Below are 24,062 nucleotides of genomic sequence, written 5' to 3'. Positions count from 1 at the left end.
TTCAGCGGTGACCTGAGGAGGAAGACATGGCGGGGGACGAAGTTCGGGTGGAGCCGGCGGATCTGCGGGCTCGAGCCACCTCACTGGACGAGGAGGTCCTCGACGAGTCGCAACGGCCGACGGCGCCGTGCGGACTCCCATTCGTCACGGCGTCGGCGGCCGGCATCGCGGCGGGTTCTGACACGCTGCGTAGCCATCTGGTCTCCGGCAACCGCGAAGCCGAACGGCTCGCCGCCGTGCTGTCCGAGGCGGCCGACGTCTATCAGCAGATCGACGACCGCGCGGCCAGGGCGCTGGAGTATCCCGGCGGTCCCCGTTCCGTGAAGCCCGTCGCGGTCAACCCCACCCTGCCGCCGCCGATCCCGCCGATCGAGTTCCCGTCCACCGTGCCGGCGGTGCCGGGCGGCCAGACCGACGCCGGATTCATGGATGTGAAGGCGGCCGCGCAGATCATCCATTCCGGCGACTCGGGTCCCATGCGGGCCTACGGCGAGCAGGCGAAGAGGTTCGCCGGGACACTTCGCGACAGGGCCGCGTCGTTCAACCTCGACGGCATCAACTGGGACGGCACGGCCGCCGAGAAGGCCGGCGACGCGGTTCGTCAGCACAAGGAGTGGCTGCAGAAGCTGGCCGAGAGTTACGCGTTCCTCGGCACCGAGGCGATCGACATGGCCGATGCGCATGACAAGTGGGCGGGGCAGCATCCGACCGTCGCCGACGTCGAGGCGGTCGAGGCCCGGGTGGCGCAGGCCGGCCAAGCAGGCGACCAGAACGCGCTCGCCGCGGCGGTGTTGGGATACCTCGAGCTGCAACGAAAATCCGAGGACGTCCGGACGCGCTACAGCGCGGACGTCGGAGGCAAGGGCCTGCCCAAGGTGCAGGACCCGCCGCAGGGAGCGGCACCGGTACCGCCGATCAGCAGCAACGGCGATCCGCGGAAGGGCAAGAAGGAGCCGTCCGGTGAGGACGGACCGGGCGAACCGGGCGCCGGTGGCGGTGAAGGCGGCGGCGGCCAGCCCAGCGGTCAGCCCAGCGGCCACCCCCCGGCCACCCCGATGGGCGCTGGCACCCCGAGCGGGCAGGGCGCGCAGCAACCTGCTGGCGCCGGCTCGCCGGCAGGTGGTGGCGGTTCGCCCGCAGGTGGTGCCGGCTCGCCCGCAGGTGGTGGCGCACCGGCCGGAGGTGGTGGCGCACCGGCCGCAGGTGGCCTGCCGGGCGGATTACCCGGAGGCCTGCCCGGTGCCGGGCCGGAGGGTCCGCGGCCCCTCGACGATCCCACACTCAAGCCGGCCGCCGCGAGCGGTGGGGGTGCCGGTGGCGGCGCGGGCGGCGGAGCAGGCGGCGGTGGTGTGCCACCTGCGCCGCTGCAGCCCGCGGTGGGTGCGGATTCGGTCGCGCCCGGCGCGGCCGCCGGACGTGGTGGCACAACCGCCTCGGCGGGACCGGCAGGCGCCATGGGCGCAATGGGTGGCATGGGGGGTATGCCGATGGGCGGACACGGCGCGGGCCGAGGTCAGGACGGGGAGAAGAAGCGCACGCCAGGCCTGGCGCCCGACGAGGACCTCTACGTCGAGGACCGCCCGTTCACCGAATCGGTTATCGGTTACCAGCCCAAGACACCGCGCGATCGGAAGGACTCGAAGTGACCGGCGACATACACCCGCAGGTGGCGGCCGTCCTCGCCCAGGCGCAGCAGTTGCAGTCCATCATGGACGCGCAACTGGACAAGATGAAGCATCAGACGTTCACCGCTGCCGACGAAACCGAGACCGTCGAGGTGACCCTCGACGGGCACCAGCAGTTGACGAGCGTGCGCATCGAGGACGGTCTGTTGCGCCAGGGCGTGCACGTCGTCGAGCACCGGTTGAACGAGGCGCTGCAGAACGCCACCGAGGCGGCGTCCGCCGCGATCGAAGCGGACCGAGAACGGATCGACGCCCAGGTCGCCGAGCTGACCGAATCGTGGAAACCCTGAACTAGTCGCCGGCAAGCGCGACCTTCGCGATGGCGTCGCGTCCCCTAGAAACGCAGGTTGCGCAGCACGTCGTAGACGCTGGCGATCCACAGCAGCAGCGGGATGACCGCCGCGATCGCCGCCCCGTCGACCAGTTCGAGAATCCTCTTGGTCACCGGCGACACGCGGCGTACACCGTCGGTGGCGCCGATGATCACCAGCGCCACCGCAGCCAGCGCGGTGTAGATCGCGAGGATCAGCCACGCGTCGTCGGGATACCACTGGCACAGCCTGACCATCACGCCCGTCGGGACGACGACGGTCACCGCCAGCAGCGCCCATGCGCACCAGCGCTCCGCGTACAACCGGGACCGGAAGCCGCAGATGGCGGCGACCAGGCCGGCGACGATCAGGCTGTGGACGAAGAAGTGCCCCTCCACGACGACCGTGATCGCGCCGACGGCGAGGACGAGCGCACCGGCGGTGAGGAAGCCGATCAGCAACTGCTTGGCCAGCACGCTGCGTTCCTGCAGGCGCGCCGCCGATTCGGGCACCGACGCGATGATCGCCTGCCACGTCGGCGATTCCTCGTCGACACCTTCGCGTGAGGTCACCGGGTCGAGCAGTTCGTCGTTGCTGACCGTCTCACCGGGCGCGGGGATCGGGGGCAGGGCGATGCGGGCCACCGCCACGGTCAGCTTCGCCGCATTGGTCAGCACGATGAGCCCTAACGCGACCGCACCGGCGGGCACCCAGTACTCCCAGCCGTATCCGTACGCCACCGCAGCCGCTGTCAGCGCCGCCGTGGCGATCGCCATGAACGCCGCCAACTCGGCCCGCTTTCGAGGTCCCCCTCTGGTGGCCAGCGTCAGCAACAGCACCACAGCGCCCGCTCCCGCCAGCTGCGGCGCGCCCGGCGACCCGACGCCGTTGGGCAACGGCACGGCCAGCGCCGCGCCCCCGGCCAGCGCGGGCAACGAGGCGATCAGCAGGCTTTCGGCCATGTTGAGGTTGTCGTAGCGGTTCTGCGCCAGCAGGCTGCCCCCTAAGAGCCCGAGGCCGAGCACCGCCAACGCCAGCGCCCACCAGAGGCTTTGCCCGGTACGGTCCCACGAGACCAGGGACATCAGCGTGATGGCAACGGACACAAGGGGTATCGACACGCCGACGAAGCGGTTGAGTGCGGCGCGGTCGAACTCCGGTGACTCGTCGAGCACCGCGATCGCGTCGATCACATCCTCGACGAGCGGGCGGTAGCGTTCGGTCCGGCTCACCGACACCAGCGTCAGCAACGATCCGTCGATCACCCCCGCGTCGTCGAGGGACTCGCCGGCCTTCATCGGCGGCGCGCCGGGACGCGCGAAGGTCCACACCCCCTGCGCGGCGAAGTCGAACCCCGCCAACACGTCCTTCGGGGTGTCTTCGAGGATCTCGGCGAGCACCGCGACGGTCTCGTCGATGTAGGTCTCGATGGGTGCCGCCGCAGGCAGCACGAGGTCGGTCATTCGCCGGCCGGTCAGGATCGTCACCCGGGTGGTCGACGGCCGCCCGGGCGTGACGCTCGTGGTGGTGGATGCTGCGGCGGTGGTGGTCAACGGCGTTCGAGTCTGTCGAAATCGTCAGACAGGGCGGCCGCCAACTCGATGATCCGGCGCTGGAAGACCTTGTCGAGCAGGTCCAGGTGGATCTCCGTGCCCGCGGCGATGTGCTTGTCCCACGGCAGCACGATGACACGCCCGGGCGCTACGTGTCGCTCGAATTGCTGAACGAGGTCGTCGACATCGATATTGGGTTTGCTCGGGACGATGTGGTTGATGACCACGCAGGACCGACTCAGCAGGTCCTGGTAGCCGTTCTGGCGCATCCAGTCCATCGTCACCGCGGCCTGACGGGCTCCGTCGATCGATGCGCTGGCCACGATCACCAACCCGGACACGGTCGCCAGAACCGCACGAGACGAGGGCTGGAACAGACCGGCCCCACAGTCGGCGAGCACCAGGTTGTAGTACCGCGACACGACCTCCGTCGCGCCCTTCCAGTCGTCGTCGTTGAACTCACGGCGGGCCTGGCTGTACTCCTCCGACGACAGCACCTCGAGGTTGGCGCCGTTCATGCTGGTATAGGCCCGGATGTCGTTGTAGCGGGCCAACTCCTTGTCCGAGAGCAGATCGGCGATCGTTGCCGCGGACTGGCGGCCGGCCCGATCGGCGAGGTTGCCCGCGTCGGGGTCGGCGTCGATGGCCAGGATCCGGTCACCGCGCACCTTGGCCAGGGTGGAGCCCAGCGCCACGGTGACGGCGGTCTTACCCACGCCGCCCTTGAGGCCGAGGACGCCGATCTGATAGGAGTCGCGGGCGTTACGACGAATCCGCGCGTGGAGGTCCATCTCGTAGAGCTCGTCCGGCGACAAACCCAGGTTGATCCGGGTGAGTAGATACAGGATGTGGCGCCAGCCGCGTTGCGACGGCATCTTCACCGCCGACTTGACCCCGACGTGGGACAGCGCGTCGATGGCGCGGTGGTTGCCCATCGCCGCCGCGGACGTCGGTGCGGGTTGAGCGGGAGGCTGACCATGCGGCCAGGCCGCCTCCGTCGGTGGAGCGTCGGCGAAATGCGCCGACGGCGGTGGCGCAGGCGCGGGCCGCGGAGCGGGGGTGGTGGCCTGCCGCGGCGCCTCGAACCGGGCGCCACCCGGCAGGTTGGTCTGCGGGGTGCGCATCATGCCGTTCGGAGGACGCTGCGGCGCCGGGCTCTGGGCGGGCGGCGCCTGGGTGGTTGGCGGCATCTGGGTGGTTGGCGGCATATGGGTGGTTGGCGGCATATGGGTGGTTGGCGGCATATGGGTGGTTGGCGGCATCTGGGTGGTTGGCGGCATCTGGGTGGTGATCTCGGCGTGCCGGGGTGGCGGTGCCGGTGCGGTCTGGGTGCGTGGCTGGGTGATCGGCAGCGGCGGCGGCACTGCGCCGTCGGCATGGTTGGATCCGCCGGCCGGTGCCGGCGCCGCGGCGTTGCTCCGCATCAGGGCGTCGCGGTCGACGTGCAGGGTCGCCTCGTCGGGCGTCTGAGCGGCGTCCGGGGAGTGGAAAAGCCGGTCATAGTCGGCCGACATGGGGTGCCTCTCGATGGTGGGTTTACGCCGTAGCGCAGGAGGTGGGCGAGTTCGGCCGGTACCGTGATGCCCGGCCGGTCCCGCCCACCTTCATGCAGCTGTGTGTCAGGCGAACATTCCGGTGACGCCGGCTTCGGTCTGAGCCATGGTGGAGCCTGCCTCGCTGATGGTCTGGGCGAGGTTCTGCAGGGCCGCGTTGAGCTCGGCCGAGGTGTTGTCCCAGCGGGCCTGGACGGCCTGGTAGGCCTCCGAACCCGAACCGCCCCACACGGCCGCCAGCGCGCCGAGGGACGCCTGGCCCTCGTCGAGCAAGCCCTGGGTGGTGCTGACGGCGCCGTTGATCTCACCTGCGCCGCCCTCGATGCCCGCGAAGTTCCATACCTGTTCCGACATTTATTTCTCCCTTCTGTGGTCTGTGAGTGGTCAGAGGTTCATCGACGACGCGAGCGTGCCGGCCTGATCATCGTCGGTCGAGCCGTACTGCGTGCCCGAAGTGTGGATGTTGGAAGAAATCTCGGTCAGGGTCTGGATCTGCGCCGCAGCGGCCTCCTGGTAGCGCAGCAGCGCCGCCTGCGCCGCCTCGCCGGCCTGGCCGCGCCACTGCGGGATCAGGCTGTTGGCGGTCGCGTCCACCGACCGCATCACGCCCTGCAGCTCGCCCGAGATTCGCTCAAAGTTGCTGGCCTCCTTGGCGAGGACAGCAATATCGGTGTTCATTGCCATGTGCGGATACATCCTTCTTTTCCTGTGTCCTCACCACGGGAAATGGCGAGTCTTCCGGCATGTGACCGGGAAGTCTGCGTTCTCGCGACGACTCACCAATCGTCGCCGTCGTCCTCGTCCAGGCCGTGGGCCAGTGGTGCGGGCGCGGTCAACCCCGGTTTCGAGCCACCGCTCTTGGCGCCCTGTCCAGCCATCCCCATCGGACCCGTCCCGCCGCCGGCGCCGCCGACCGGCGCGAGCCCGCCGACGGTCGGCCCTGCCGCCGCGCCGGCACCGACAGGTACCGGGGCCGCACCCATCTTGTCACCGATCAGGTCGGCCATCAGCGGGGTTCGCGCCGCGGACCCGCCGGCCCCGGGCAGCGAGGCCGCCCGCACCAGCCCGGCGCCCGAGCTCGCACCCGAACCGCCGGCCAGCGGATGGTTGGAGAAGGGCGCTGCACCGATGAGCCCGACCTGCGCCTGTGCCTTCTCGCCACCGAGACTCCCGCCCAGCTGGCCGAAGATCGACGACACCTGCTGCAGCGGCTGCGTCAGCATCTGCATCGGGGTCTGCACCATCTGCCCGAACTGTTGCGGGACCTGAGCGACCATCGAACCGATCTGGCCGGCCATCTGTACACCCATCTGCACGCCCTGCTGCATCATCTGTTCCTGCGGCTGCTGACCGGTCTGCTGAGCAGCGTTATGCCCCTTCTGCACGGCGCCCTGGGACCGTTGGGCGGCCATGTTGCCCTGGGCCATCGCCCGGCCGGCGTTGAGGCCGACGGACTCCATTTTGGCGGTGGCGCTGGCTTTGGCGACGAGCCCGTTGCGGGCCACCCCCATCGGAGCGCGCGCTGCCGCCTGTGCCGCCGCGGCGGCACCGGCGCTCTCCCCGACCCCGGGGATGACGATCGGCGTCATCGGCGGGATCGGCTCGAACAGCAGATTCATCTGCGTCTCGGCCTGATACACGTTCATCGCCGTGGCGGCCTGGTTCCACATCCGTACGAAGTAGTCGAACTCGTTCACCCCGATCGGCACGGCGTTGACGCCCAGGAAGTTCGTCGCCTCGAGGACGGCGTGTGTGACGTGGTTCTGTTCGATCTCCGGCAACGGCGGAGTAGTTGCCATTGCAAGGGTGTAGGAGTTTGCCTGGTTGGCCGCCTGTAAAGCCCGCTTCATGGCCTGCGCCGACGTGGTACGCAACCAGACGACCATCGGCATGGTGGCGGCCACCGCCCGCTCACTGGCAGAGCCCGTCCACATGGACGACAGGTTCGCCAGGCTGGCGGCGAGCTCGTCGGCCTGGGTCTCCAGCAGAACGGCGAGCGCCTCCCACCCGGCCGCGGCCTGCAGCATCGGCGCGGGGCCGGCTCCGGCCATCAAACGGCCGGTGTTGACCTCGGGCGGCAGCGCCGTCCAGGTCGGTGGGAGGGGTATGCCCGTCAGTGCCATGGTGTGTGACCGGCTCCGCTAGGGGATCCGCTGCGTCCTGGTCAGAACGTGCTGGCGTTGGCCGAGTCGACGGCGGCGTAGATACCGGCGATCTCCACGAACGCCGCGCCGGCGCGGGACAGCTCCTCCTGGGCGAAGGTGTTCAGCGCCAGGGTCTCGGCACCCTCGGCGGCGAAGGTGGCGGCGGCCATCGCCGACACCTCGTCGGCGCCAGCCGGAACCAGCGCGGTCACCGCCGCGGTAGCCGCCGTGCCGCCGGCGAGCCCCCGTGCACCGTTGGCGACGACCTGGCCGCCGACGCCCGCCGCACCCGGATTGTGTTCGAGAGGTTGCACGTGCACATCTCCTTTGCTGGTTCCCCGTAAGCAGGACAAGCGATGGCGGACGGCTCGGGCACGTGTGCCGCGTCGTCCCCGGACGCATCCCCCGACTGGTTTGCTGGCAGTTAACCGCCAACGTTGCTGTGATGTTCTCGCTAGATACTAACCGCCCTGTGGGGGTGGTGCGAACACTTCTTCTTCCGGTGGATCCACGTAGGCCGCCTGGACGACTTCCTTGCCGTCCGGTGACACCATAAGGGCCTGGCCAGGCGGCCGTTTACGCAGTTTGATCTCGCTCGACGGGAACTCCGTCTTCTCCCCCGACAGGAACAGCGTCGGGGTCCCGGCGCCGTACGCCGCACCAACGAACTTGTCCATCGTGGCGCGATGCGCCTGGCTCATCTGGCAGGTCACGATGATGTGCAAACCGATGTCGGCTGCCGCGGGCAGCAGCGGCGCCAGTGGCGCCATCGGCGGCACCATGCCGGACGCGGCCACGATCATGTGCCAGTCGTCGACGAGCAGCACCACGTCCGGACCGCTCCACCACGATCGTGACCGCAGCTGGGCGGTGGTCAGGTCGGGCGGCGGCAGCCGCTTCTGCAGGTTGGTCGCCAGCGCCTTGATTGCGGCCTCCAGCGATGCGTGGTTGCGGTTCACCGCGCCGGCATCGAGAAGGTGGCTCTGGGGTACCGCATCCAGCAACGCCGACCGGTAGTCGGCAAGCATGAACCGCACTTGCTGTGGGGTGTTGCGGCGGCAGATCGCCTGGGCGACCGCGTGGGCGATCGTCGTTTTGCCGGACTTCGGCGCACCGAAGACCAACAGGTGCGGCGTCATGTGCATCTCGTTGTAGGCCACGCTGAGATCGGACTCGCGTACGCCGAGGGGCACGCGCCAGCGGGTGCGGTAGTCCGAATCGGGTCCCGGGGGGGCCGGGTCGAGTTCGTCCAGATAGACCCGCTCCGGGAGCACCCGCACCTGCGGCGCCCGAACCGTGTGTTGCGCGGCGATCTGGGCGACCGCCGACGTGATCGCCGGGACGAGGTTGGCCGCGCTGCGCTGCCCGTCGAGGCGGGGCACGCCCATCATCAGGTGGTGTTTCTCCATCGAGATCGCCCGGCCCGGCCGGTTGGGCGGGATCTCGCGGGTGATGCGGTCGATCTGCGTCTCGTTCACGTCGCCGAGCCGGAACTCGATCTTGGTCCCGAGGTAGTCGCGGACCCGGGACTTCAACTCGGTCCAGCGTGGGGTGGAGATCACCACGTGCACCCCGAAGGCGAGGCCCTGACCGGCGAGATCCTGGACGACCGGCTCGAGGTCGGGGAACTCCGCGACAAACGCCGGCCAGCCGTCGATGACCAGGAACACATCGCCGAATGGATCGGCGGCCGCCGGGTTGTCCGGATCCTCCCGCATCTGCCGGTATCCGGCGATCGAACCGACCCGCAACTCCTTGAAGGTCCGCTCGCGTTGCCGCTGAACGGCTTTCACCTCGGCAACCACGCGGTTCACACGGTCGGGCTCGGCCCGGGTGGCGACGCCGCCGACGTGCGGCAGGTCCTCAAGGTACATCAGACCGCCGCCACCGAGGTCGACGCAGTAGAACTGCACTTCACGCGGTGAATGGGTGGCCGCCGCCGACATGATCAACGTCTGCAGGAAGGTTGACTTGCCGGTCTGCGGGGCGCCGCCGACGGCGATGTTACCGCCGGCAGCCGACACGTCCACACCCCAGATGTCCTGGCGGTGCCTGCGGGGTTCGTCCATGATGCCGAGCCCGAACCGCAGCGGCTGGCGCTGATGGTCGCGCTCGACAAGTTCGTTCACCGGCGTCGGATCGGTCAGCGGCGGCAACCACATCCGGTAGGCGCGGGTCTCGCCCGTCGTCAACTGGTCGAGGACGACCTCACGAAGGACCTTTTGCTCGGAGGTGGTCATGACGTCAGCGCCGTATCGAAGATCGGGGTGGCGGTGAACTTGTGGATACGCATCCGGTTGCGTTGGGGCTGGCGGGGTGTCACCTCACCGTCCTGCTGCACCGCCGTCGCCGGGACGTACGGGGTACCGGTGTAGACACTCTGGAACTTGACCGGGTCCTCCATGCCCACCCGCAGAAAGCCCACACCACTCTCCTTGTTCGTGATGTACTGCGCCTCCGGGGTGCCGATCACCGCCTTCGATTCCGCCGAGCTGGTGGTGCGCAGGGCGATCCGATACGTCAGGTTCGGCTCCAGTTTGTCGATGCGGACACCGCCGGTGTTCAGCGACTGGGTGGCCAGCAGCAGATGCACCCGCAGTGAACGGCCCACCCGGCAGATGCGGTCGAAGAGGGCGATGAAGTCGGGGTGGTTCTGCAGCAGTTCGGCGAACTCGTCGACGACGACGAACAACGTCGGCAGCGGCGGCAGGTCGGCGCCACGTTCGCGGTGTTTCTCGTATTCCGCCACACCCGACAGCGCGCCGGCCGCGCCGACCCGCATACCGGCCTGCCGCAAGATCGACTGGCGCCGGTCGAGCTCGCCGGTGAGCACCTCTCCCATCCGGCTGACGAGTTCGGCTTCCTCTTCCATGTTCGTCACCACCGCCGCTGTGTGCGGCAGTTTTTCCATGCCGAGGAACGTCGAACCGCCCTTGAAGTCGGTCAGCAGCAGGTTCACCTGGTCGGGATGATGGGTGGCCGCCAGCGACAGGATCAGCGTCCGAAGGAATTCGGATTTCCCCGAACCGGTGGTGCCGATCAGCATGCCGTGCGGTCCCGCGCCGAACTCGGCGCCCTCCTTGATGTCGAGATACATGATGTCGCCGGTGCGCAGCTCGTGTCCGAACGGGATCTTGAGTCGGTCGCGGTCAGTGTCGGCGAACATCCGCCAGCGCGCCGGTGTCACCTCTGCGACCGTCTGCGCGCCGACGAGTTGGTGCCACTCGGTGGCGACCTTCTTCTGCACCCGGACGTTCTTGTCGATGATCGCACCCGTGATCGACCAGCCCGCCAGCTTGCGGGCGATACGGCCGGCCTGACCCGGTGTCAACCGGTCGCCGGTGGTGGTGACCGGCCGGAAACCCTGGTTGGGCAGCCGGTCATCGGCGGCGCCGTTGGCGGCGACCCGGATTCGGTAGGCAGACCCGTTGTGGTTTCCCAGCGTGAGCACCGTGACACCGGCGCGGCCATCGGCCGGGAAGCCGGCACGACCACCGGTGAGGTCCACCACGACGACGTACGGGCCGCTCGGGGAGGAGTCGGCGGTGTGCGGTCCACGGGCGGTCAGATCGCTCAGCCCGTCGGGGCGGGTGAACACCATGCGGGTGGGTCCGGCGGCGTCGACGTCGCTCTGGTGCTGCACGTGCGGCAGCCACTTGAGCCAGCTCCAGTTCGGGTCCTCGGGATTGTCGGTGAGCACCCGCACCTGCAACAGGTCCGGCGGGTGGAACACCGCCAAGTGGCAGACCATCGCCGTCAGCAGCGCAGCGGCCCCGTCGACGTCACCGCCGATTGCGATCGTCGGGAAGGACCGCAGCTGTAGGAGTTTGGGGCAGTCGTGGATGAGGCCGTGGGTGCGCAGGAACTTCGTCACCCACATGTGGCTGACCGGTTCCAGATGTGGTTGCGGCGCCGCCTGCGGACCGGCGAGCCCGTTGACGTCCCCGCCGACGGACGGTTTGAGCAGACGGTCCACCGCTGGTTCGGAACCCAGGCCGATCCGCGTCGCGGCGAAGAACTCGCCGTTGGTCTGCCGTGACCACTGACGGTTCGTGCCGATGATCGACAGCAGATCCTCGGGGTGCGGTGCGTGGTAGTTGAAGAACGTCACCTGAGCGGCCGCCGACGACGTGACTCGAGTGCGCAGCCCGGAGAGGTACCGCAGATACTCCTTGCGGTCGGCGTTGATCTCGGGCACCCGTTTGGCGCCCGATCCGCCACCGGCCATGAAACCGACCGTGGCCATCACCATCATCAGCGGCATCATCAGCATGTAGGGCGACAACTGTCGGACACCGGTGAAGATCATGATCGAGATCATCCCCAGCATGCAGCCACCCATCACCCACGGCAGCGCCCGCTGAATCCCCGACGGGGGGATCTCGACGCCCAGATCCTCCGGCGGCGTCACGGTGATCTCGCCGGGGGTGAGTCGCGGACCCCGCTTGATGATCGGCGTGAACTTCTTCGTGGTCATCCGCCACCTCCGGTGCGTGATGTGGCCGGTTGCGCTGCGCCGTCGTCGCCGACCCTGCGTGGGTTCGGACTCGCGGGCAGCGTGTCGTGTTCGAGCAGAGCCGCCTGCTTGGACAGCACCGGACCGTCGACGAGCAGGCTGACCACCTGCCAGGGAGCGGTCAGCGGCCCGGTCAGGCCGATGTTCATGGCGGTCTCCTCGTCGGGGATGCCGTACCGCACGCCCTGCGGGTCGACGTAGTACAGGCTCTCGCCGTACCGCGGATCCGGGGACTGCAGCCGGATGAACTGACCGCCGTCGATGTACACGGTGGAGTCACCGGTGATCTGCCGGATGCCGGTGTTCAGCGCCGATGCGGCGATCGGCAGTCGACGGCCGGCGATGACCGTCGTGCGGGGCGCCTGGTCGCCGGCGACGCGCTGCCAGGACCAGCACAGTGTGGGATCGTCCTGGCGCAGCAGGATGTCGAGCGCCTGGTCGGGTAGTGGTGAGACGTAGACCTGCTCAGGGATCCGTGCCACCATACTGGCTTCCACCATCGGTGGCTCGATCAGACCGTAGGAGTTGGTGGCGCGCAGCGCCGCCGCGGTCGGGTCGTTGACGCGGGCCACCCCGTCGGGCAGCACGACGTAATGCTGCGGCTCATCGGATTCGGTCACCGTCTCGAACACCGAGCCGATCACAGAATTGGACGGCAGCCCGACGGTATTGGGCTCACCGGCGCGGGGAACCTGGGGCAGCTGCCAGGGCCCGGCGTTCGGCAGCGCGTTGAACAGACCCTCGGAGATGGGGGTCGCCCTGGCGGTCACCGGTATCCCGACGGCTGACGTCACCGCCCGGTCGGCCAGGTCGATCGAATGGCGACCACCTTCGGTGACCAACCAGTTCGCACCCTTGAACGCGACGAGCATGCCCTGGTCGGGACGCAGCGGTCCGACCGTCGAATCGACCACCAGCGGGCGCACCAGCACCGAGGTCTCCACCATCGGCACCACGCTCTGCGGTTTGGTGACGGTGTCGCACAGGGTCCATGCCGACGTACCCATCGACTGAGCCGCACCAGAGACTGGAGTCGCATAGGGGGCGCCCGGGATGCCGATCGGCTGGCCCTTCGATATGCGATCGAGCTCGTCGGATTTCACTTCGACGGGTGTTCCGGGGTTACCGAGCACAAGCCGCGCCGAAGTGAGGTTGTACACCGGCCGCAGTTCCCCGCCACCCGGCATCACGACGTAGAGCTGGTTGGTGGTGCGGTCCACGAGCAGCTGGTCACCACCACGCTTGCCGAGTGGCTTGAAGTACGCCATCAGCGCCGCGCCGAGGCAGATCAGCACCGCGATGATGATGCCGGCGCTCACCGCGCGGCTGTAGAACTGCAACGGATCGTCGAACATCCGGGTGTCGCGGCGCACGATCGCGTGCTCGACCCGGCGCAGCAGAAAGCGCCAACCGCTGACCTGCACCTTGGTGGTAAGCCGGAAACTCGCCATACCTCACCTGCTGATGTTCAGGCGGGAATGGACGGCGGCGATCGCCGACGCCATGTCCTCGCCGTTGATTTCGCTCAGCTGCTCTACATCGAGACTCTCGAAGTCCAGGGACCGGGCCAGGCGCATGTCGCGGCTCTGCTCGCCGGCCTCCACCAACTGCCGGGCATAACGGCCGTTGCCGGCGATGTCCAGTGCCGGCTTGCCGTTCAAGGTGCGCTGCCCGAGCAGTGTCGCGGCCTCGAGCACGAGTTTGGCGGCATCCTCGTTGACTGACGAGTCGTTGGCTGATGCAATCACTTTCGCGATCTCGACGATCTCGTCGGGAGAATACGAATCGAACTCGATCCGGGTGGCGAAGCGCGACCTGAGGCCGTCGTTGGTCTCCAGCAGCCGGTCGATGTCCACCCTGTACCCGGCGATGATCACCACCAGGCGGTCGCGGTCGTTCTCCATGCGTGCCAATAGGGTGTCGAGCGCTTCGGTGCCGAATGGGTCGGCGCGGCCGTCGCGCTCCTGCACCAGCGTGTACGCCTCGTCGATGAAAAGCACGCCGCCGACGGCCCGGTCGATCGTGCGGGCCGTCTTGACCGCCGACTGGCCCTCGTACTCGGCGACGAAGTCCTTGCGTGAGGTCTCGACGAGCTTGGGCTCGGCGATCACGCCCAGCCCGGCGAGGATGTTCGCCACCACCCGCGCGATGGTCGTCTTACCGGTGCCGGGCGGGCCGGCGAAGATCATGTGCTTCGACGTCTGCGCCACTTTCATCCCGCGAGCGGCGCGGATCTTGGCCATCTGGGTGGCGGCGCGGTAGGCCTCGATCTGGTCCTTGACCCGGCTCAAACCGATCTGCCGATCCAGTTCCGCCTGCGCGTCGACGAGTAGCTTCTCGCGTCCGGAGGTGTCGGCCACCGCGCTGGCCGGATCCCACGGATCGGTACGTGCGGCGATCTTCTCCGCGGTGGTCGTCACCAGCCGGTACGACGGGTCGCGAAGCGCGGCAGTCACCTTCGGCTCCGGATGGGTGGCCTGCAGCCATTCCAGCAGCGCCCGGGCGCCTTCTTCGTTGCCCTGGCTGCGGTACGTCATCGCCAGATACCAGGCGATGGTCGGAGCACACGCCTGACCGGCGGGTGAGGTGTTCATCTCCGTCAGCCGGCGCTCCGCCTCGGTGAAAAGTCCGAGGTTCGCGGCGGCCACACCGTGGGCCACGCCGGCGGCGGCGGCGAGGAACTTGTCCGGCCAGGTGGCGGCGCTGCGCACCTGGTCGATCACATCGGTCCAGCGTTCGGCCGCGCCGTAGATGACGGTCTTCACCCAGGCGATCAGGTGGTCGGCGCCGCCGGGTGGCACGTTCTCCAGCGCCTCCATGGCGTCGGTGAAGTTGCCTTCCTTCGCCTCGTGCACGGCGAAGCCCATGGTGATCCCCAGCGGCGAGGTGATCGGATAGGTGATCTCCCCGAACAGTCCGCCGATCGGGATGCGCGCGGCCAGGGTGTTCATCGAGATTTCGGCGGCGCCGGCGAGTTGTCCGAAGTTGCCGCGCGAGTACCACGCCCGGAACAGCGTCACCCGGTCCATGTCACCGCAGCGGATGCGTCCGACCCATGCGTCGCAGGCGGTTTCGTCGTAGTTGGTGATGTCGGTGAACAGCTCGTAGGAACGAGCGGGGGCGTTGGGCAGCATACCGACCGCGCTACCGAACAGGCTGGCCAGGTGATCACTCATGACTACCTGCATACCTGGTGGCGAAAACCTCGGCGCGGCGTGCTCGGGCTTCCTCGGGTGTGGGTAATTCGAGGTCACGCTGCAGGAAGTCGCGGGTCGCGGGATCATCGTGGCCCTGTGCCCGCATCCCGTCGAGCACGACCTCGTACTGCGCCGACCTGGCGTCCTGTGCGGCCAGTCCCGCGATCACCACAATTTCCTCCGCCAGTTCGGTTTCGGACACGCCCGCCACCCGCGGTGACAGTTCTATACGGTGGACGCGACCGTCGAGGTAGCTGGTGACGGTGACGGTCCCGGGCGGGTTCGTCACCGCGAACAGCGGCTCTGTTTCGGGCGCCGCTTCCTCCACGGGCACCGGTGCGTACGGCTCGCCGCCGTCCTGGTCGGACCGGACATAGGCGGTGAACGCGTCGAGCGCAGCGAGGTCGGGCCCGTCGTCGTCGACGACGGGTTGATAGAAGTCGAGCGCCGACAGGTTGTCGGCGTCGTCATCGGGCCCGTGCGGCGAGAAGTCACCCACCATGGAGGAGTTTCGCTCACTCCCCGTGGAGGCTGTCGGCGTCGCTGTGGTCGAACCACGTCTTGGACGGGAGGAAATCGACCAGACCGTCGAGCGCCCGCTGCAAGTTCTCCTGCGTCCCCGGCAGGAAGCTGCCGTACAGCTCACCGCTGACCCGGCGGGGGATCGACACGATGCGGCCGTGCGGGGAGTCGAGCACCCCGGCGGCGACGTCCGTGCTGGTTTGGGTGCCGCCCGGGTGACGTTCTGTCGCGGTGAGCTCCACCCAGCTCGACGGCTCGCTGATGATGTCGGCGTAGGCGCGCGCAGAGGTCAGCGGTATGCCGTAGGCCTGGAGCTCAACGGCCGTCCGGCACTGGGCGAGCTCGCCGGCAACGCCGGTCAGCGGTTCCACGTCGGCGGGCGTGGCACCGCCCAGAACAGTGGTCACCATGTTGGCGAGGCCGATCTGCGGGGCGACGCGCTGCAGCACCAGCATCTCGTCGTCGCGGGCGGCCACGAGGTGCCGGTCACCCTTTCGGCAGACCACGAAGCGGATCATCTTGCCGCCGACGTCGCGGCGCCACCAACGCCCTTCGAGAACACGGTCGGACCGGCTCAGGGTGTCCACCATCGCGGCGACCTCGGGGTGCGGATCACCGTAGAGGTTGAGGACGTCCTGCTCGGTCAGATCACGGGCGACCTGCTCCCAGACGATCTTGCGCAGATCGGGCTGTGGGATGTTGAGCCGGATTCCGAGCGACGGCGGGAACTCGTGGGCGCCGATGCGGTCGGCGACGACGAGCATCCCGTCGATTGTGACCTCGACGGCGACGACGTCGTCGTAGTGGGTGCCGCTGGACACGGCCGATGCGCCGGCGATCATCGGACTCCCGCGACCCGCAGATCACCCATCGGACCCCCAACTCTCATCGCGCAGTGCGCGCGGTGGATTCTGCCCTGGCTTGTTCGGACATTTGCCGCATCCCGCAACAGCGGCGGCGAAACACCGGGTTCGGCGTCCCTTCGCCGAGAGTCAGCGTACCAGCGCACCCGGTACCTTCAGCGCACATTCTTGCAGGCCGCAGGACTGCATCGCCCAGCGCGTCGACCCATTGGTCAGCAATATACGATTTGGCCTACTTCTGCGGTTCAACTTCGTGGAATGCGGTCCTCAGCGAACGCCGAGGCGAGCGGTGTGATTGCGATTCGAGGATCGCTGACGTTCGATATGCACATCCGGGGACGCGCAAGCGGGGCATCCCGCCGCAGGCGCATCCCCGACGGTGCGACAGTGGCACCGCTGCGGAGCCCCACCCGCCATGACTTTGCTGATGTTGCGCGGCGGCCGGGGCCGCGCGAATTGTCGACGACGTGGTCGATACTGGGTCGATGTCCGTCTCGCCAGACCTCAGGAGGAGGACCGTAGTGACCGATCCTGACGACGCCCTGCGCGGAGAGCCCGACGGCCAGCAGGGGCGCACCAGCTTCCGAGATACCCAGCAGATGCGACCCGGGCCGCCGCCCGCTCCGCCCCGCCCGCAACCCGCCGGATGGGCTCAGCCGCCGGGGCGGCAGCCCGCCGGCGGACCTCGGCCACCGGCGGGACCGCCGGCTGCTCAAAGTCGGCCGCCGATGCGACCGGGTTGGCCGCAGGAGGGGTACGGGGCTGCCGGTCCGATGGGTGCACCCCCGCCGTACCACGGTTCCTACACCGACCGGATTCGGGTCGACCAGCTGGTTCCCCCGCCCCGCAGGCCGCCGGCACACGGCTGGCGGCGGTGGATCTACCGACTCAGCTTCGGACGGGTCAATCCGGGTCAGTCACCCGATGAACTACGTCAGATCGCGCTGGAGAACAAGATCCGCGGCATGCTTCGAGGGCATTTCAAGGTCGGTGTGATGGGTAAGGGCGGCGTCGGCAAGACGACCGTCTCGGCGAGCATCGGCTCGGTTTTCGCCGAGCTTCGGCAGGACGACCGCGTGGTGGCGATCGACGCCGACACCGCATTCGGCAAATTGGGCAGCCGGGTCGATCCGAACGCGCAGGGGTCCTACTGGGAGATCGCGTCGGATCAGCACCTCGAATCCTTCACCGATGTGCGGAGCCGCGTCGGCAACAACGCGGCAGGGTTGTTCGTCCTCGCCGGAGAGGGTTCGCCGGCACGTCGAAGAGTGCTCGATGCGGCCATCTACCGCGAGGCCACCTCGCGGCTGGACCGGCACTTCTCCATCTCGGTCGTCGACTGCAGTTCCACCATGGACTCGCCCGTCACGCTGGAGGTGTTACGCGACCTCGACGCGTTGATCGTCGTCTCCTCGCCCTGGGTGGACGGCGCGGCGGCGGCCGGGCAGACGCTGGACTGGCTGGCGGCGCGAGGGATGACCGGTCTCCTGCAGAGAACAGTGGTGGTGCTCAACGATTCCGACGGTCACGCCGACAAGCGCACGCGGTCTATCCTGGTGCAGCAGTTTGCCGGACACGGTCAGCGGGTGATCGAGATCCCGTTCGACGGACACCTGCGGCCGGGCGGGGTCATCAGCGGAACGCGCGAGATGTCGCCCGCGGCGCGACGGAAGTTCCTCGAACTCGCCGCCGCCCTCGCCGACCACTTTCCGGTCACCGATGATCGTTCCCGGGAACGCGGCTGAGGGCTCCGACCTGCCGCCCGGGGGTGCTTGGCGACGTCGTCATTTGCTAGGTTCGCTAGCGGGTCCGCCTCCAGGAACGGGGGAGTCGGCCGTAGGACGACTCAGGGAGTGAACCACGTTGAAGATCACCGATGTTTTCGCCGCAGCCGCAGCAGCCGCGGCAGCCGCTGTCGCCGGTGCGGTCATGGCTGCACCGATCGTCGGGGCGGAGTCGGGCGCGCCGGCAGGCCCGGCCGTCCACGGGATCGGCCAGCAGGCTGATCTCGTCAACGGATCGGTCGTGCAGGGCTGGACCGTCACGGATCTGAAGACCAGCACCGACACCATCCCCTACGTCGTGCGCGGAACGCTGTGGGAGGCCACCGCCACCGACGAGGCGGTCCAGGGCGCCGCGACGCCGATCGTGTCGAACTTCAATGCCCGCGCCAAGAATGGCGAGACCTACCGCGTGCTGTGGCAGGTCGCCACGCCTCAGGGCGTCAACCCGTCGACGCTCAACCAGGGTCAGCAGACCACCGGCAAACTGTACTTCGACGTCACGGGCGCTCAGCCGGACAGCGTCGTCTACAACGACGGCAGCCGGGATCTTTTGCTGTGGGTGCAGCCGGCGCCGTCGAGCACCCCGTCGAGCACCCCGTCGTGGACCCCGCGGCCGAGGTCGTCGCCGTCCGGAAGCGCCACCTCGTCATCGCCACAGGCCGCCGAGCAGACTCCACCCGCCGCCGCCGAGGCCGTCGAGCCCGCGACTCCGGGTGCGCCCGTCCCCGCCAGCGCCGAACTCGTCCCGGCCCCGGCCGGCAGCTCGGGCACCCCGCTCCCCGCGGGCAGCGTCGGCACCCCGCTACCGGCCACCAGCTCGGGAACTCCGCTGCCCGCGACCAGCTCGGGCACTCCGCTTCCGTCCGGTGCACAGGGTGACCAGGCTCCCGTGCCGCACGGGCCGGGCGCGGTGATCCCCACGCCCACCCCGGTGATCCCCACGCCCACCCCCGTGCCGGTGCCCTGACGCAGCCCTCGGCGGGAACACATCGGTTCGATCAGGAGTGGGAACTCCACCAGATGTAGAGCTGCTCGAGAGCCGGTCCCTGCGGGCCGGACTTCACCACCGCGATGAGTGATTCCTCGGAATTGGTCCATGCCACCACCGGGCCGTCGGCCTGAAGTCCGCAGAACAGCACACCGCTGACCTTCTGCGGGGTGGCGTTGCGCCGCCACGGTCCCGGCGACTGGATGTTCCCGGGGCAGGTGACGATGGAGGTCGCCTCCACGACGTCGTTGAACGCCGCGTCCAGCGCGGTGTCGTCCGCCGTGATCGTGTAGGTCGCCGACGGCGGGCCGCCGGGGTCGGTGTTCGCGCCGCAGGATGCCTTGGCGAGCGCGCGTTCCGGCGGGGGCTGCATATCGCAGGCGTCGGGGGCATAGCCACGCGGTATGAGTCCGCGCAGATCGGCTTCGGCTCGTGGATCGGCGGTGCGCGTCGGTGAGGTCGTCGAGGCGGTGATCGTGCCGCCGCCCTCGCCGGACGGAACCAACAGCCACACCGCGACGCCGACCAGGATCACCCCCAGAACCGCGGCGGCGATCAGCCACACCGGCCTCTTCGGCTGCCGCGGGGCCATCTGCGCCCGAGGAACCACCGGCGGCGGCGTGCCGTATCCGGCGGAGGGCGAGCCACCGTCGGCCACCGGCTGGTCGATCGGTCGATCCACGGGTTGATCGATCGGTTGCTCGACGGGTTCGGAGAACTCGTCGGGGCCGGAATCCGCGACCGGCTCCGAGACCGGCTCCCACAAGGGTTCTAAGGCCGGCTCGGCCGCGGATTCGCCGTCATCGCGCCCGGGGACGGGACCGGTCGCCCAGGGGTCCGACGACGGGGGCGGAGGCGGCCACGTCATGTCCGGACCTCCACGTACCTCGTCGTCACTTCGGGACCCCCGCTCGGGTGAACTCGCAAAATGTACCCATGGAAGCGTAGTAGGCCGCATCTGGCGACGGCGGACGTGAATCGCCGCCCCATCACGTCAGCGCACCGATCAGTGCCTCGACAGCGGCTGCTGCGCCGGCCGAGACCGGTAGTTCGGCTTCCGCGCCCGCGATGTCGTCGTCGGAGACGCCGGCCGCCTGCGCCGTCTCGCTGATCGTCAGATTGGCTCGCCGGCGCACCGCGTACAGCCGCTGCCCCAGGGTGGCGTTCGGAGCAGTGGCGGCCAGCATCGTCAGTTCGTCGATCCGTCGGCGGACCGCGCCGAGCGCCTTGATCAGGGCCGGGGTGACCTTTCCGATCCGGGCAGCGCGGGTCGCGACTGCCTCGAGCTGTCGCAGGTCGGAGAGGATCGTCGTTACCCGGGGGGTGAAGTAGGGGTCGTCGACCGGCGGCAGCACATCCGCGGTGGCGCTGAGGGTATGAACCGCGGCCTCCACGGCCTGCGCGATCAGCGGCGCCTCGGCAGCCGTGGTCGCCGCAGGGCCCGCCGAGGTGACGGGGGTGGTTGTGGTGGTGGCGTCGCGGGCGGCGACCGGCTCGCCACGGCGCAGCTTCGCGATGGTCCCCGGAGGCCAGCGCAACACCTGTTCCAACTTTGCCCGGGTACGCTCGCGCGGCCAACTGCGGCCCTTTTCGAAGGCGATGAGCGCCCCGGCGTTGATGATGCCGTCGGCGGCCAGGCTGCGCTGGCTGATGTCGAGTTCTCGGCGTCGCGCCGCAGCCGCCGCACCGGCGCGGGCGACGCCGGGGTCGAGCACCCCGGTCGCCTCGTCGATCGACTCCGCGTTGGTCATGGACGGCGCTCATCCTCGCTGGCTCGACGACGGCTCGGTGCCGCAATACTAACCGTGGAACGGCCAACGCTATGACTCGGTTGGTAATCCCAGTACCAATCCGTATCGGAGCTACGCCTTCGGCTGCCCGTCGGTTCGCGGAACGCTTCGGTTTGCGCTGCGCACAACCGTTGCGCCATATCGCCTCTTTGCCTTATCGCGGCAGTTCACGTCCGTACGGTTTTGTCGGCGCTGGACGCACCCGTGAGGCGGACTTTACGTGGCCGGGGACTAACCGTTGCATCGCTACGGTTATTGCTATAGATTCCACCCCACCCCGTGAGGCGCTGGCCCGCACGGCTTGTCCCAAGGAGTTACCCATGAGCGACGTGACATTTCTGGAGGTCCCGGTCGGCGCCTGCACCCGCGATCCGGAACGTTGGACTACGACGGCCGACGAAGAGGCGAAGGCCATCTGCCGACGCTGCCCGCGCCGCTGGATGTGCGCCCGCGACGCGGTCGAACTCCCGCGCGCCGAAGGCCTCTGGGCCGGCATCGTGATTCCGGAGGCCGGCCGCGGGCGGAGCTTCGCGTTGAAGCAGCTTCGTTCGCTGGCCGAGCGCAACGGTTACCCTGTCCGTGCGATCCGCCGGGTGTTTCCCGAGTCCGCGTGATCCCGTCCGGATTACGCCGCCGAGTCCGAGGGGTCGGCGGCGGGCCCGATGGAATACCACGACGGCGAGGGTCGTTACATCTTGCGACGGTGCCGGGCATGCCCCGGGCCCCAACATTGAACGTCGCTTCGAGCGACCACTCGCCGAGAGGCGCCATGGCGGCACCGTCCCCACTTCTGGGCGATTGTCGAGCGCGGCGAGCCGTCGACTCCCTCGACTGAGCGGGAACTTCGATTCGCCCGCTGATCGAGGGTCGGCGACGGCGGCGGCGGGTATCCGCGGTACAGCAGCACCGCTCAATGACACCCCATGATCAATGACACGCAATGACCAGGAGAGCCCGTGACCACAGACAAAACCGGCGCGCCCACCACGGTCAAGGCCGAAGCCGACCGATTCACCATCGGCGTGGACGGCCAGACAGTGGGCTTCGTCGAGTTCTCCGATCGTGAGGGTCAACGGGTGTTCACCCACACCGAGGTCGACGGGCGGTTCGAGGGCCGAGGGCTGGCCACCATTCTCGTCGGGGAGGCGTTGCAGCAGACGAGCTCGACAGGCAAGCGGATCGTCCCGCAGTGCGAACTGGTCGCGAACTACGTCGGAAAGCACCACGAGTACGCCGACATCGTCGACCCAGTCGAGGGCTGACCGAGCCCCACGTCCGCTGCTAGGGCGCGCCGGTGGCGGTCACTGCTCCCCCAGGTACTGGGCGGTGCTGCCGCTCAACGGCATCTCGGGCATCCCGAGCTTGCGGTGGTCCCAGCTTCGTGTCCGCTCGGGCACCACGCGTATCGCGATCCGGTTGTGCATCATCTGATCGACGAACGGCCTCATGTCGTCACCGTAGGGGCCGGTGTAGCGCTCCCAGACGCTGATCCCCACCCGCAGAAGCTGATCGGGATCGGAGTCGATGATCTCCGCGCGGCCGTCGATGGAGACTCCGCGCAGCGTGTTGTACGTCAGGCCGTCCTCGATCATCACCGTCACCGTCGGATCGCGGCGGAGGTTGACCGCCTTCTGCGATTTGGCCTTCGTCTCGAACCAGATCTCCCCGTCGAGTACCGCGTACCACATCGCCACCAGGTGCGGCCGGCCGTTGGACAGCACGGTGGCCATCGTGGCGGTGCGGCTGCGGTCGATGAATTCGGCGATCTCGGCGTCCGACATCACGATCTTCGCCCGCTCGTTCTTGCCCACGATGTATGCCTATCAGGCCCGTGCGGTCGGCGTCACAGGAGTCGTCGTGTTTCTTCGAGTGCGGCGGCAACGGTGTCGTCGACGACATCTTCGGCCTCCGAGCCGTGGACGGCGATTCGGCATGGATGCGCGCGGTCATCCCGCCGGCAGCGGTTCGCCCGGCGCCGCCCGCTATCAGCGGCTCCGTCAGAGCACACCGTATGACGCGGTCACCCACCGCACCGGGTCGACGGTGCGGAACGGCGCGATCCCGCGCGAATGCAGGCGGTTCCCGCTCGGGGGCGCGCCGAGCGCGGAGACGGCGAAGTAGCGGTGCACCAGCCGCATGCCGGTGGCCGGGTTCTCCACCGCCGTGACGACGGACCCGCCGTGCAACCGGGTGAGCAGGCTGCGCATCTCTTCGTGCAGCAGCTGCCCGTCGGATTCGTCGTACTGCGGGGTGTCCGACGGGTCCCGCAGATACGCCGCCCCGGCGTTGGACATGATCAGGCTCCACTCGGATCCCTCGACGTCGCGCAACACCCGTAGCGCGTCGAACTTCGACACGATCACGGCAAGTTTCGGTTGACCGGTGCCGACGGCGTTCAACACGTTGTTGAGCACCGCGCGCGGATCGCCCCCGCCGGAGGCCTGCGCCGGGAGCAGATCCTGGAGTTGGTCGCGGATCCCTTTGATACGCAACGGATCAAACATGAACAACACCGCGTCGGCGTTGGCGAAGAACCGGAACGGCGCGGTATACAGATCGCCGGACTCGAGATCCTCGCCCGCGACGTCCCGCAACACCAGATAGCGCCGGACGCCGTGCCATACCCCGATCCCGTAAATCAGTGGCTCGCGTTGATGCGAGGCCTGGGTCTGCACGGTGGGGGTCGGCGGCACCAGACCCCGCTGGACATACAGCGGCGTCTCGTAGTTCATGGTGTAGGCCGTCGCGGTTGCCCGGGTGGCCGGCTGCATCGACACCCCGAGGTGTTCGCACAGCAGCTCGAGTTGTTTCACCAGCACGCCGATGTAGAGGCTCTTGCCCGTGGCGCGTGCACCGGCCATCGCGATGCAGATCGCGTGGCCGTTGCGCCAGTCGTCGGGAAGCATGTAGTGACAGACCGGGCAGATTTCCACTGCCCGACCCTGCAGCGCCTGGCTTGCTTCCGACAGCGGTGGCGGCGGTCCGGTGTAGCCGGGCGGACGGGCCCAGGTGTAGAGCGCACCCGACTCGGCAGGAGCCCCCAGATAGGACGAGGCGAGGTCGTCGCGGTAGCGGGTGCCTCCCGCGTGCGGCGGAAGCGTCCACAGGTACTGGTTCGGGTCCAGTACCGAGAAGCACCGCGGGCATTTCGTCACG

Annotated in this window: 22 protein-coding genes; 6 read left to right on the top strand and 16 right to left on the bottom strand. The window is 68.6% G+C overall.

Going from position 1 to position 24,062, the window contains the following annotated elements:
* The first annotated feature begins 26 nt into the window (after positions 1-26).
* On the top strand, positions 27-1,646 hold the full coding sequence (locus G6N07_RS20765; protein ID WP_085190641.1) for a PPE domain-containing protein: 1,620 nt from the start codon (positions 27-29) through the stop codon (positions 1,644-1,646).
* Positions 1,643-1,975, top strand: a complete 333-nt coding sequence (locus tag G6N07_RS19325; protein WP_235849747.1) for a YbaB/EbfC family nucleoid-associated protein — start codon at positions 1,643-1,645, stop codon at positions 1,973-1,975. The genes G6N07_RS20765 and G6N07_RS19325 overlap by 4 nt, the downstream gene beginning before the upstream one ends.
* A 44-nt stretch (positions 1,976-2,019) precedes the next feature.
* On the opposite strand, the gene eccD is transcribed toward G6N07_RS19325, so the two are convergent.
* The 12 genes from eccD to G6N07_RS19265 all read right to left on the bottom strand — a co-directional run bounded on the left by eccD (position 2,020) and on the right by G6N07_RS19265 (position 16,323).
* A complete protein-coding gene (eccD, locus tag G6N07_RS19320; RefSeq protein ID WP_085190643.1) occupies positions 2,020-3,549 on the bottom strand; it encodes a type VII secretion integral membrane protein EccD in 1,530 nt (509 codons plus the stop codon).
* On the bottom strand, positions 3,546-5,063 hold the full coding sequence (locus G6N07_RS19315; RefSeq protein ID WP_085190645.1) for a MinD/ParA family ATP-binding protein: 1,518 nt from the start codon (positions 5,061-5,063) through the stop codon (positions 3,546-3,548). The genes eccD and G6N07_RS19315 overlap by 4 nt, the downstream gene beginning before the upstream one ends.
* A 105-nt stretch (positions 5,064-5,168) precedes the next feature.
* Entirely contained in the window at positions 5,169-5,456 is a 288-nt protein-coding gene (locus G6N07_RS19310; protein ID WP_085190647.1) for a WXG100 family type VII secretion target, read from the bottom strand.
* 30 nt (positions 5,457-5,486) lie between these two features.
* Entirely contained in the window at positions 5,487-5,786 is a 300-nt protein-coding gene (locus G6N07_RS19305) for a WXG100 family type VII secretion target (protein ID WP_085190734.1), read from the bottom strand.
* Between the two features lie 92 nt (positions 5,787-5,878).
* Positions 5,879-7,225, bottom strand: a complete 1,347-nt coding sequence (locus tag G6N07_RS19300; protein ID WP_085190649.1) for a PPE family protein — start codon at positions 7,223-7,225, stop codon at positions 5,879-5,881.
* A 41-nt stretch (positions 7,226-7,266) separates the two neighbouring features.
* On the bottom strand, positions 7,267-7,560 hold the full coding sequence (locus G6N07_RS19295; protein WP_085190736.1) for a PE domain-containing protein: 294 nt from the start codon (positions 7,558-7,560) through the stop codon (positions 7,267-7,269).
* Between the two features lie 147 nt (positions 7,561-7,707).
* Positions 7,708-9,486, bottom strand: coding sequence for a type VII secretion protein EccCb (gene eccCb / locus G6N07_RS19290; protein ID WP_085190651.1), 1,779 nt, complete (start codon positions 9,484-9,486; stop codon positions 7,708-7,710).
* Complete coding sequence (gene eccCa, locus G6N07_RS19285) at positions 9,483-11,723, bottom strand: type VII secretion protein EccCa (protein ID WP_085190653.1); 2,241 nt, start codon at positions 11,721-11,723, stop codon at positions 9,483-9,485. Before eccCa ends, eccCb begins: the two co-directional genes overlap by 4 nt.
* Positions 11,720-13,213, bottom strand: a complete 1,494-nt coding sequence (gene eccB / locus G6N07_RS19280) for a type VII secretion protein EccB (protein ID WP_085190655.1) — start codon at positions 13,211-13,213, stop codon at positions 11,720-11,722. The genes eccCa and eccB overlap by 4 nt, the downstream gene beginning before the upstream one ends.
* Before the next feature lie 3 nt (positions 13,214-13,216).
* Positions 13,217-14,938, bottom strand: a complete 1,722-nt coding sequence (eccA, locus tag G6N07_RS19275; RefSeq protein ID WP_085190657.1) for a type VII secretion AAA-ATPase EccA — start codon at positions 14,936-14,938, stop codon at positions 13,217-13,219.
* A complete protein-coding gene (locus tag G6N07_RS19270; protein WP_085190659.1) occupies positions 14,931-15,461 on the bottom strand; it encodes a secretion protein EspD in 531 nt (176 codons plus the stop codon). Before G6N07_RS19270 ends, eccA begins: the two co-directional genes overlap by 8 nt.
* Before the next feature lie 13 nt (positions 15,462-15,474).
* Positions 15,475-16,323: an ESX secretion-associated protein EspG gene (locus G6N07_RS19265; protein ID WP_085190661.1), complete on the bottom strand. Its 849-nt coding sequence runs from the start codon at positions 16,321-16,323 to the stop codon at positions 15,475-15,477.
* Positions 16,324-16,865: 542 nt separating this feature from the next.
* Between G6N07_RS19265 and G6N07_RS19260 the strand changes: the two genes are divergently transcribed.
* Both G6N07_RS19260 and G6N07_RS19255 read left to right on the top strand, forming a co-directional pair.
* Positions 16,866-18,089 carry a MinD/ParA family ATP-binding protein gene (locus G6N07_RS19260; RefSeq protein WP_244949087.1) on the top strand — a complete coding sequence of 408 codons (1,224 nt, stop codon included), beginning with the start codon at positions 16,866-16,868 and terminating at the stop codon, positions 18,087-18,089.
* 118 nt (positions 18,090-18,207) lie between these two features.
* Entirely contained in the window at positions 18,208-19,095 is an 888-nt protein-coding gene (locus G6N07_RS19255) for an MPT63 family protein (RefSeq protein ID WP_085190665.1), read from the top strand.
* 31 nt (positions 19,096-19,126) lie between these two features.
* On the opposite strand, the gene G6N07_RS19250 is transcribed toward G6N07_RS19255, so the two are convergent.
* Together G6N07_RS19250 and G6N07_RS19245 are read right to left on the bottom strand one after the other, a co-directional pair.
* Positions 19,127-19,984, bottom strand: coding sequence for a hypothetical protein (locus G6N07_RS19250; RefSeq protein WP_085190667.1), 858 nt, complete (start codon positions 19,982-19,984; stop codon positions 19,127-19,129).
* A 121-nt stretch (positions 19,985-20,105) separates the two neighbouring features.
* Positions 20,106-20,867: a transcriptional regulator gene (locus tag G6N07_RS19245; RefSeq protein ID WP_085190669.1), complete on the bottom strand. Its 762-nt coding sequence runs from the start codon at positions 20,865-20,867 to the stop codon at positions 20,106-20,108.
* Positions 20,868-21,226: 359 nt separating this feature from the next.
* Here G6N07_RS19245 and G6N07_RS19240 point away from each other — a divergent pair, with 359 nt between their 5' ends.
* Positions 21,227-21,520, top strand: a complete 294-nt coding sequence (locus tag G6N07_RS19240; protein WP_085190674.1) for a WhiB family transcriptional regulator — start codon at positions 21,227-21,229, stop codon at positions 21,518-21,520.
* Positions 21,521-21,862: 342 nt separating this feature from the next.
* Complete coding sequence (locus G6N07_RS19235; RefSeq protein WP_085190676.1) at positions 21,863-22,168, top strand: GNAT family N-acetyltransferase; 306 nt, start codon at positions 21,863-21,865, stop codon at positions 22,166-22,168.
* Between the two features lie 39 nt (positions 22,169-22,207).
* On the opposite strand, the gene G6N07_RS19230 is transcribed toward G6N07_RS19235, so the two are convergent.
* Both G6N07_RS19230 and G6N07_RS19225 read right to left on the bottom strand, forming a co-directional pair.
* A complete protein-coding gene (locus G6N07_RS19230) occupies positions 22,208-22,717 on the bottom strand; it encodes a pyridoxamine 5'-phosphate oxidase family protein (RefSeq protein WP_085190678.1) in 510 nt (169 codons plus the stop codon).
* A 186-nt stretch (positions 22,718-22,903) separates the two neighbouring features.
* On the bottom strand, positions 22,904-24,061 hold the full coding sequence (locus G6N07_RS19225) for a hypothetical protein (protein WP_085190680.1): 1,158 nt from the start codon (positions 24,059-24,061) through the stop codon (positions 22,904-22,906).
* Position 24,062 lies beyond the last annotated feature (1 nt).

This window comes from Mycolicibacterium doricum (genome assembly GCF_010728155.1).
Lineage (GTDB): Bacteria > Actinomycetota > Actinomycetes > Mycobacteriales > Mycobacteriaceae > Mycobacterium > Mycobacterium doricum.
Note: the sequence above shows the minus strand (reverse complement) of the source record. Positions and strands in the feature narration are given on the sequence as shown.

What these genes read in the sequence shown, in the direction of transcription:
- G6N07_RS20765 (WP_085190641.1), top strand. Translation starts at nt 27, where the DNA reads ATGGCGGGGGACGAAGTTCGGGTGGAGCCGGCGGATCTGCGGGCTCGA.
- G6N07_RS19315 (WP_085190645.1), bottom strand. Translation starts at nt 5,063, where the DNA reads ATGTCGGCCGACTATGACCGGCTTTTCCACTCCCCGGACGCCGCTCAG.
- G6N07_RS19310 (WP_085190647.1), bottom strand. Translation starts at nt 5,456, where the DNA reads ATGTCGGAACAGGTATGGAACTTCGCGGGCATCGAGGGCGGCGCAGGT.
- G6N07_RS19305 (WP_085190734.1), bottom strand. Translation starts at nt 5,786, where the DNA reads ATGGCAATGAACACCGATATTGCTGTCCTCGCCAAGGAGGCCAGCAAC.
- G6N07_RS19300 (WP_085190649.1), bottom strand. Translation starts at nt 7,225, where the DNA reads ATGGCACTGACGGGCATACCCCTCCCACCGACCTGGACGGCGCTGCCG.
- eccCb (WP_085190651.1), bottom strand. Translation starts at nt 9,486, where the DNA reads ATGACCACCTCCGAGCAAAAGGTCCTTCGTGAGGTCGTCCTCGACCAG.
- eccCa (WP_085190653.1), bottom strand. Translation starts at nt 11,723, where the DNA reads ATGACCACGAAGAAGTTCACGCCGATCATCAAGCGGGGTCCGCGACTC.
- eccB (WP_085190655.1), bottom strand. Translation starts at nt 13,213, where the DNA reads ATGGCGAGTTTCCGGCTTACCACCAAGGTGCAGGTCAGCGGTTGGCGC.
- eccA (WP_085190657.1), bottom strand. Translation starts at nt 14,938, where the DNA reads ATGAGTGATCACCTGGCCAGCCTGTTCGGTAGCGCGGTCGGTATGCTG.
- G6N07_RS19270 (WP_085190659.1), bottom strand. Translation starts at nt 15,461, where the DNA reads ATGGTGGGTGACTTCTCGCCGCACGGGCCCGATGACGACGCCGACAAC.
- G6N07_RS19265 (WP_085190661.1), bottom strand. Translation starts at nt 16,323, where the DNA reads ATGATCGCCGGCGCATCGGCCGTGTCCAGCGGCACCCACTACGACGAC.
- G6N07_RS19250 (WP_085190667.1), bottom strand. Translation starts at nt 19,984, where the DNA reads ATGACGTGGCCGCCTCCGCCCCCGTCGTCGGACCCCTGGGCGACCGGT.
- G6N07_RS19245 (WP_085190669.1), bottom strand. Translation starts at nt 20,867, where the DNA reads ATGACCAACGCGGAGTCGATCGACGAGGCGACCGGGGTGCTCGACCCC.
- G6N07_RS19240 (WP_085190674.1), top strand. Translation starts at nt 21,227, where the DNA reads ATGAGCGACGTGACATTTCTGGAGGTCCCGGTCGGCGCCTGCACCCGC.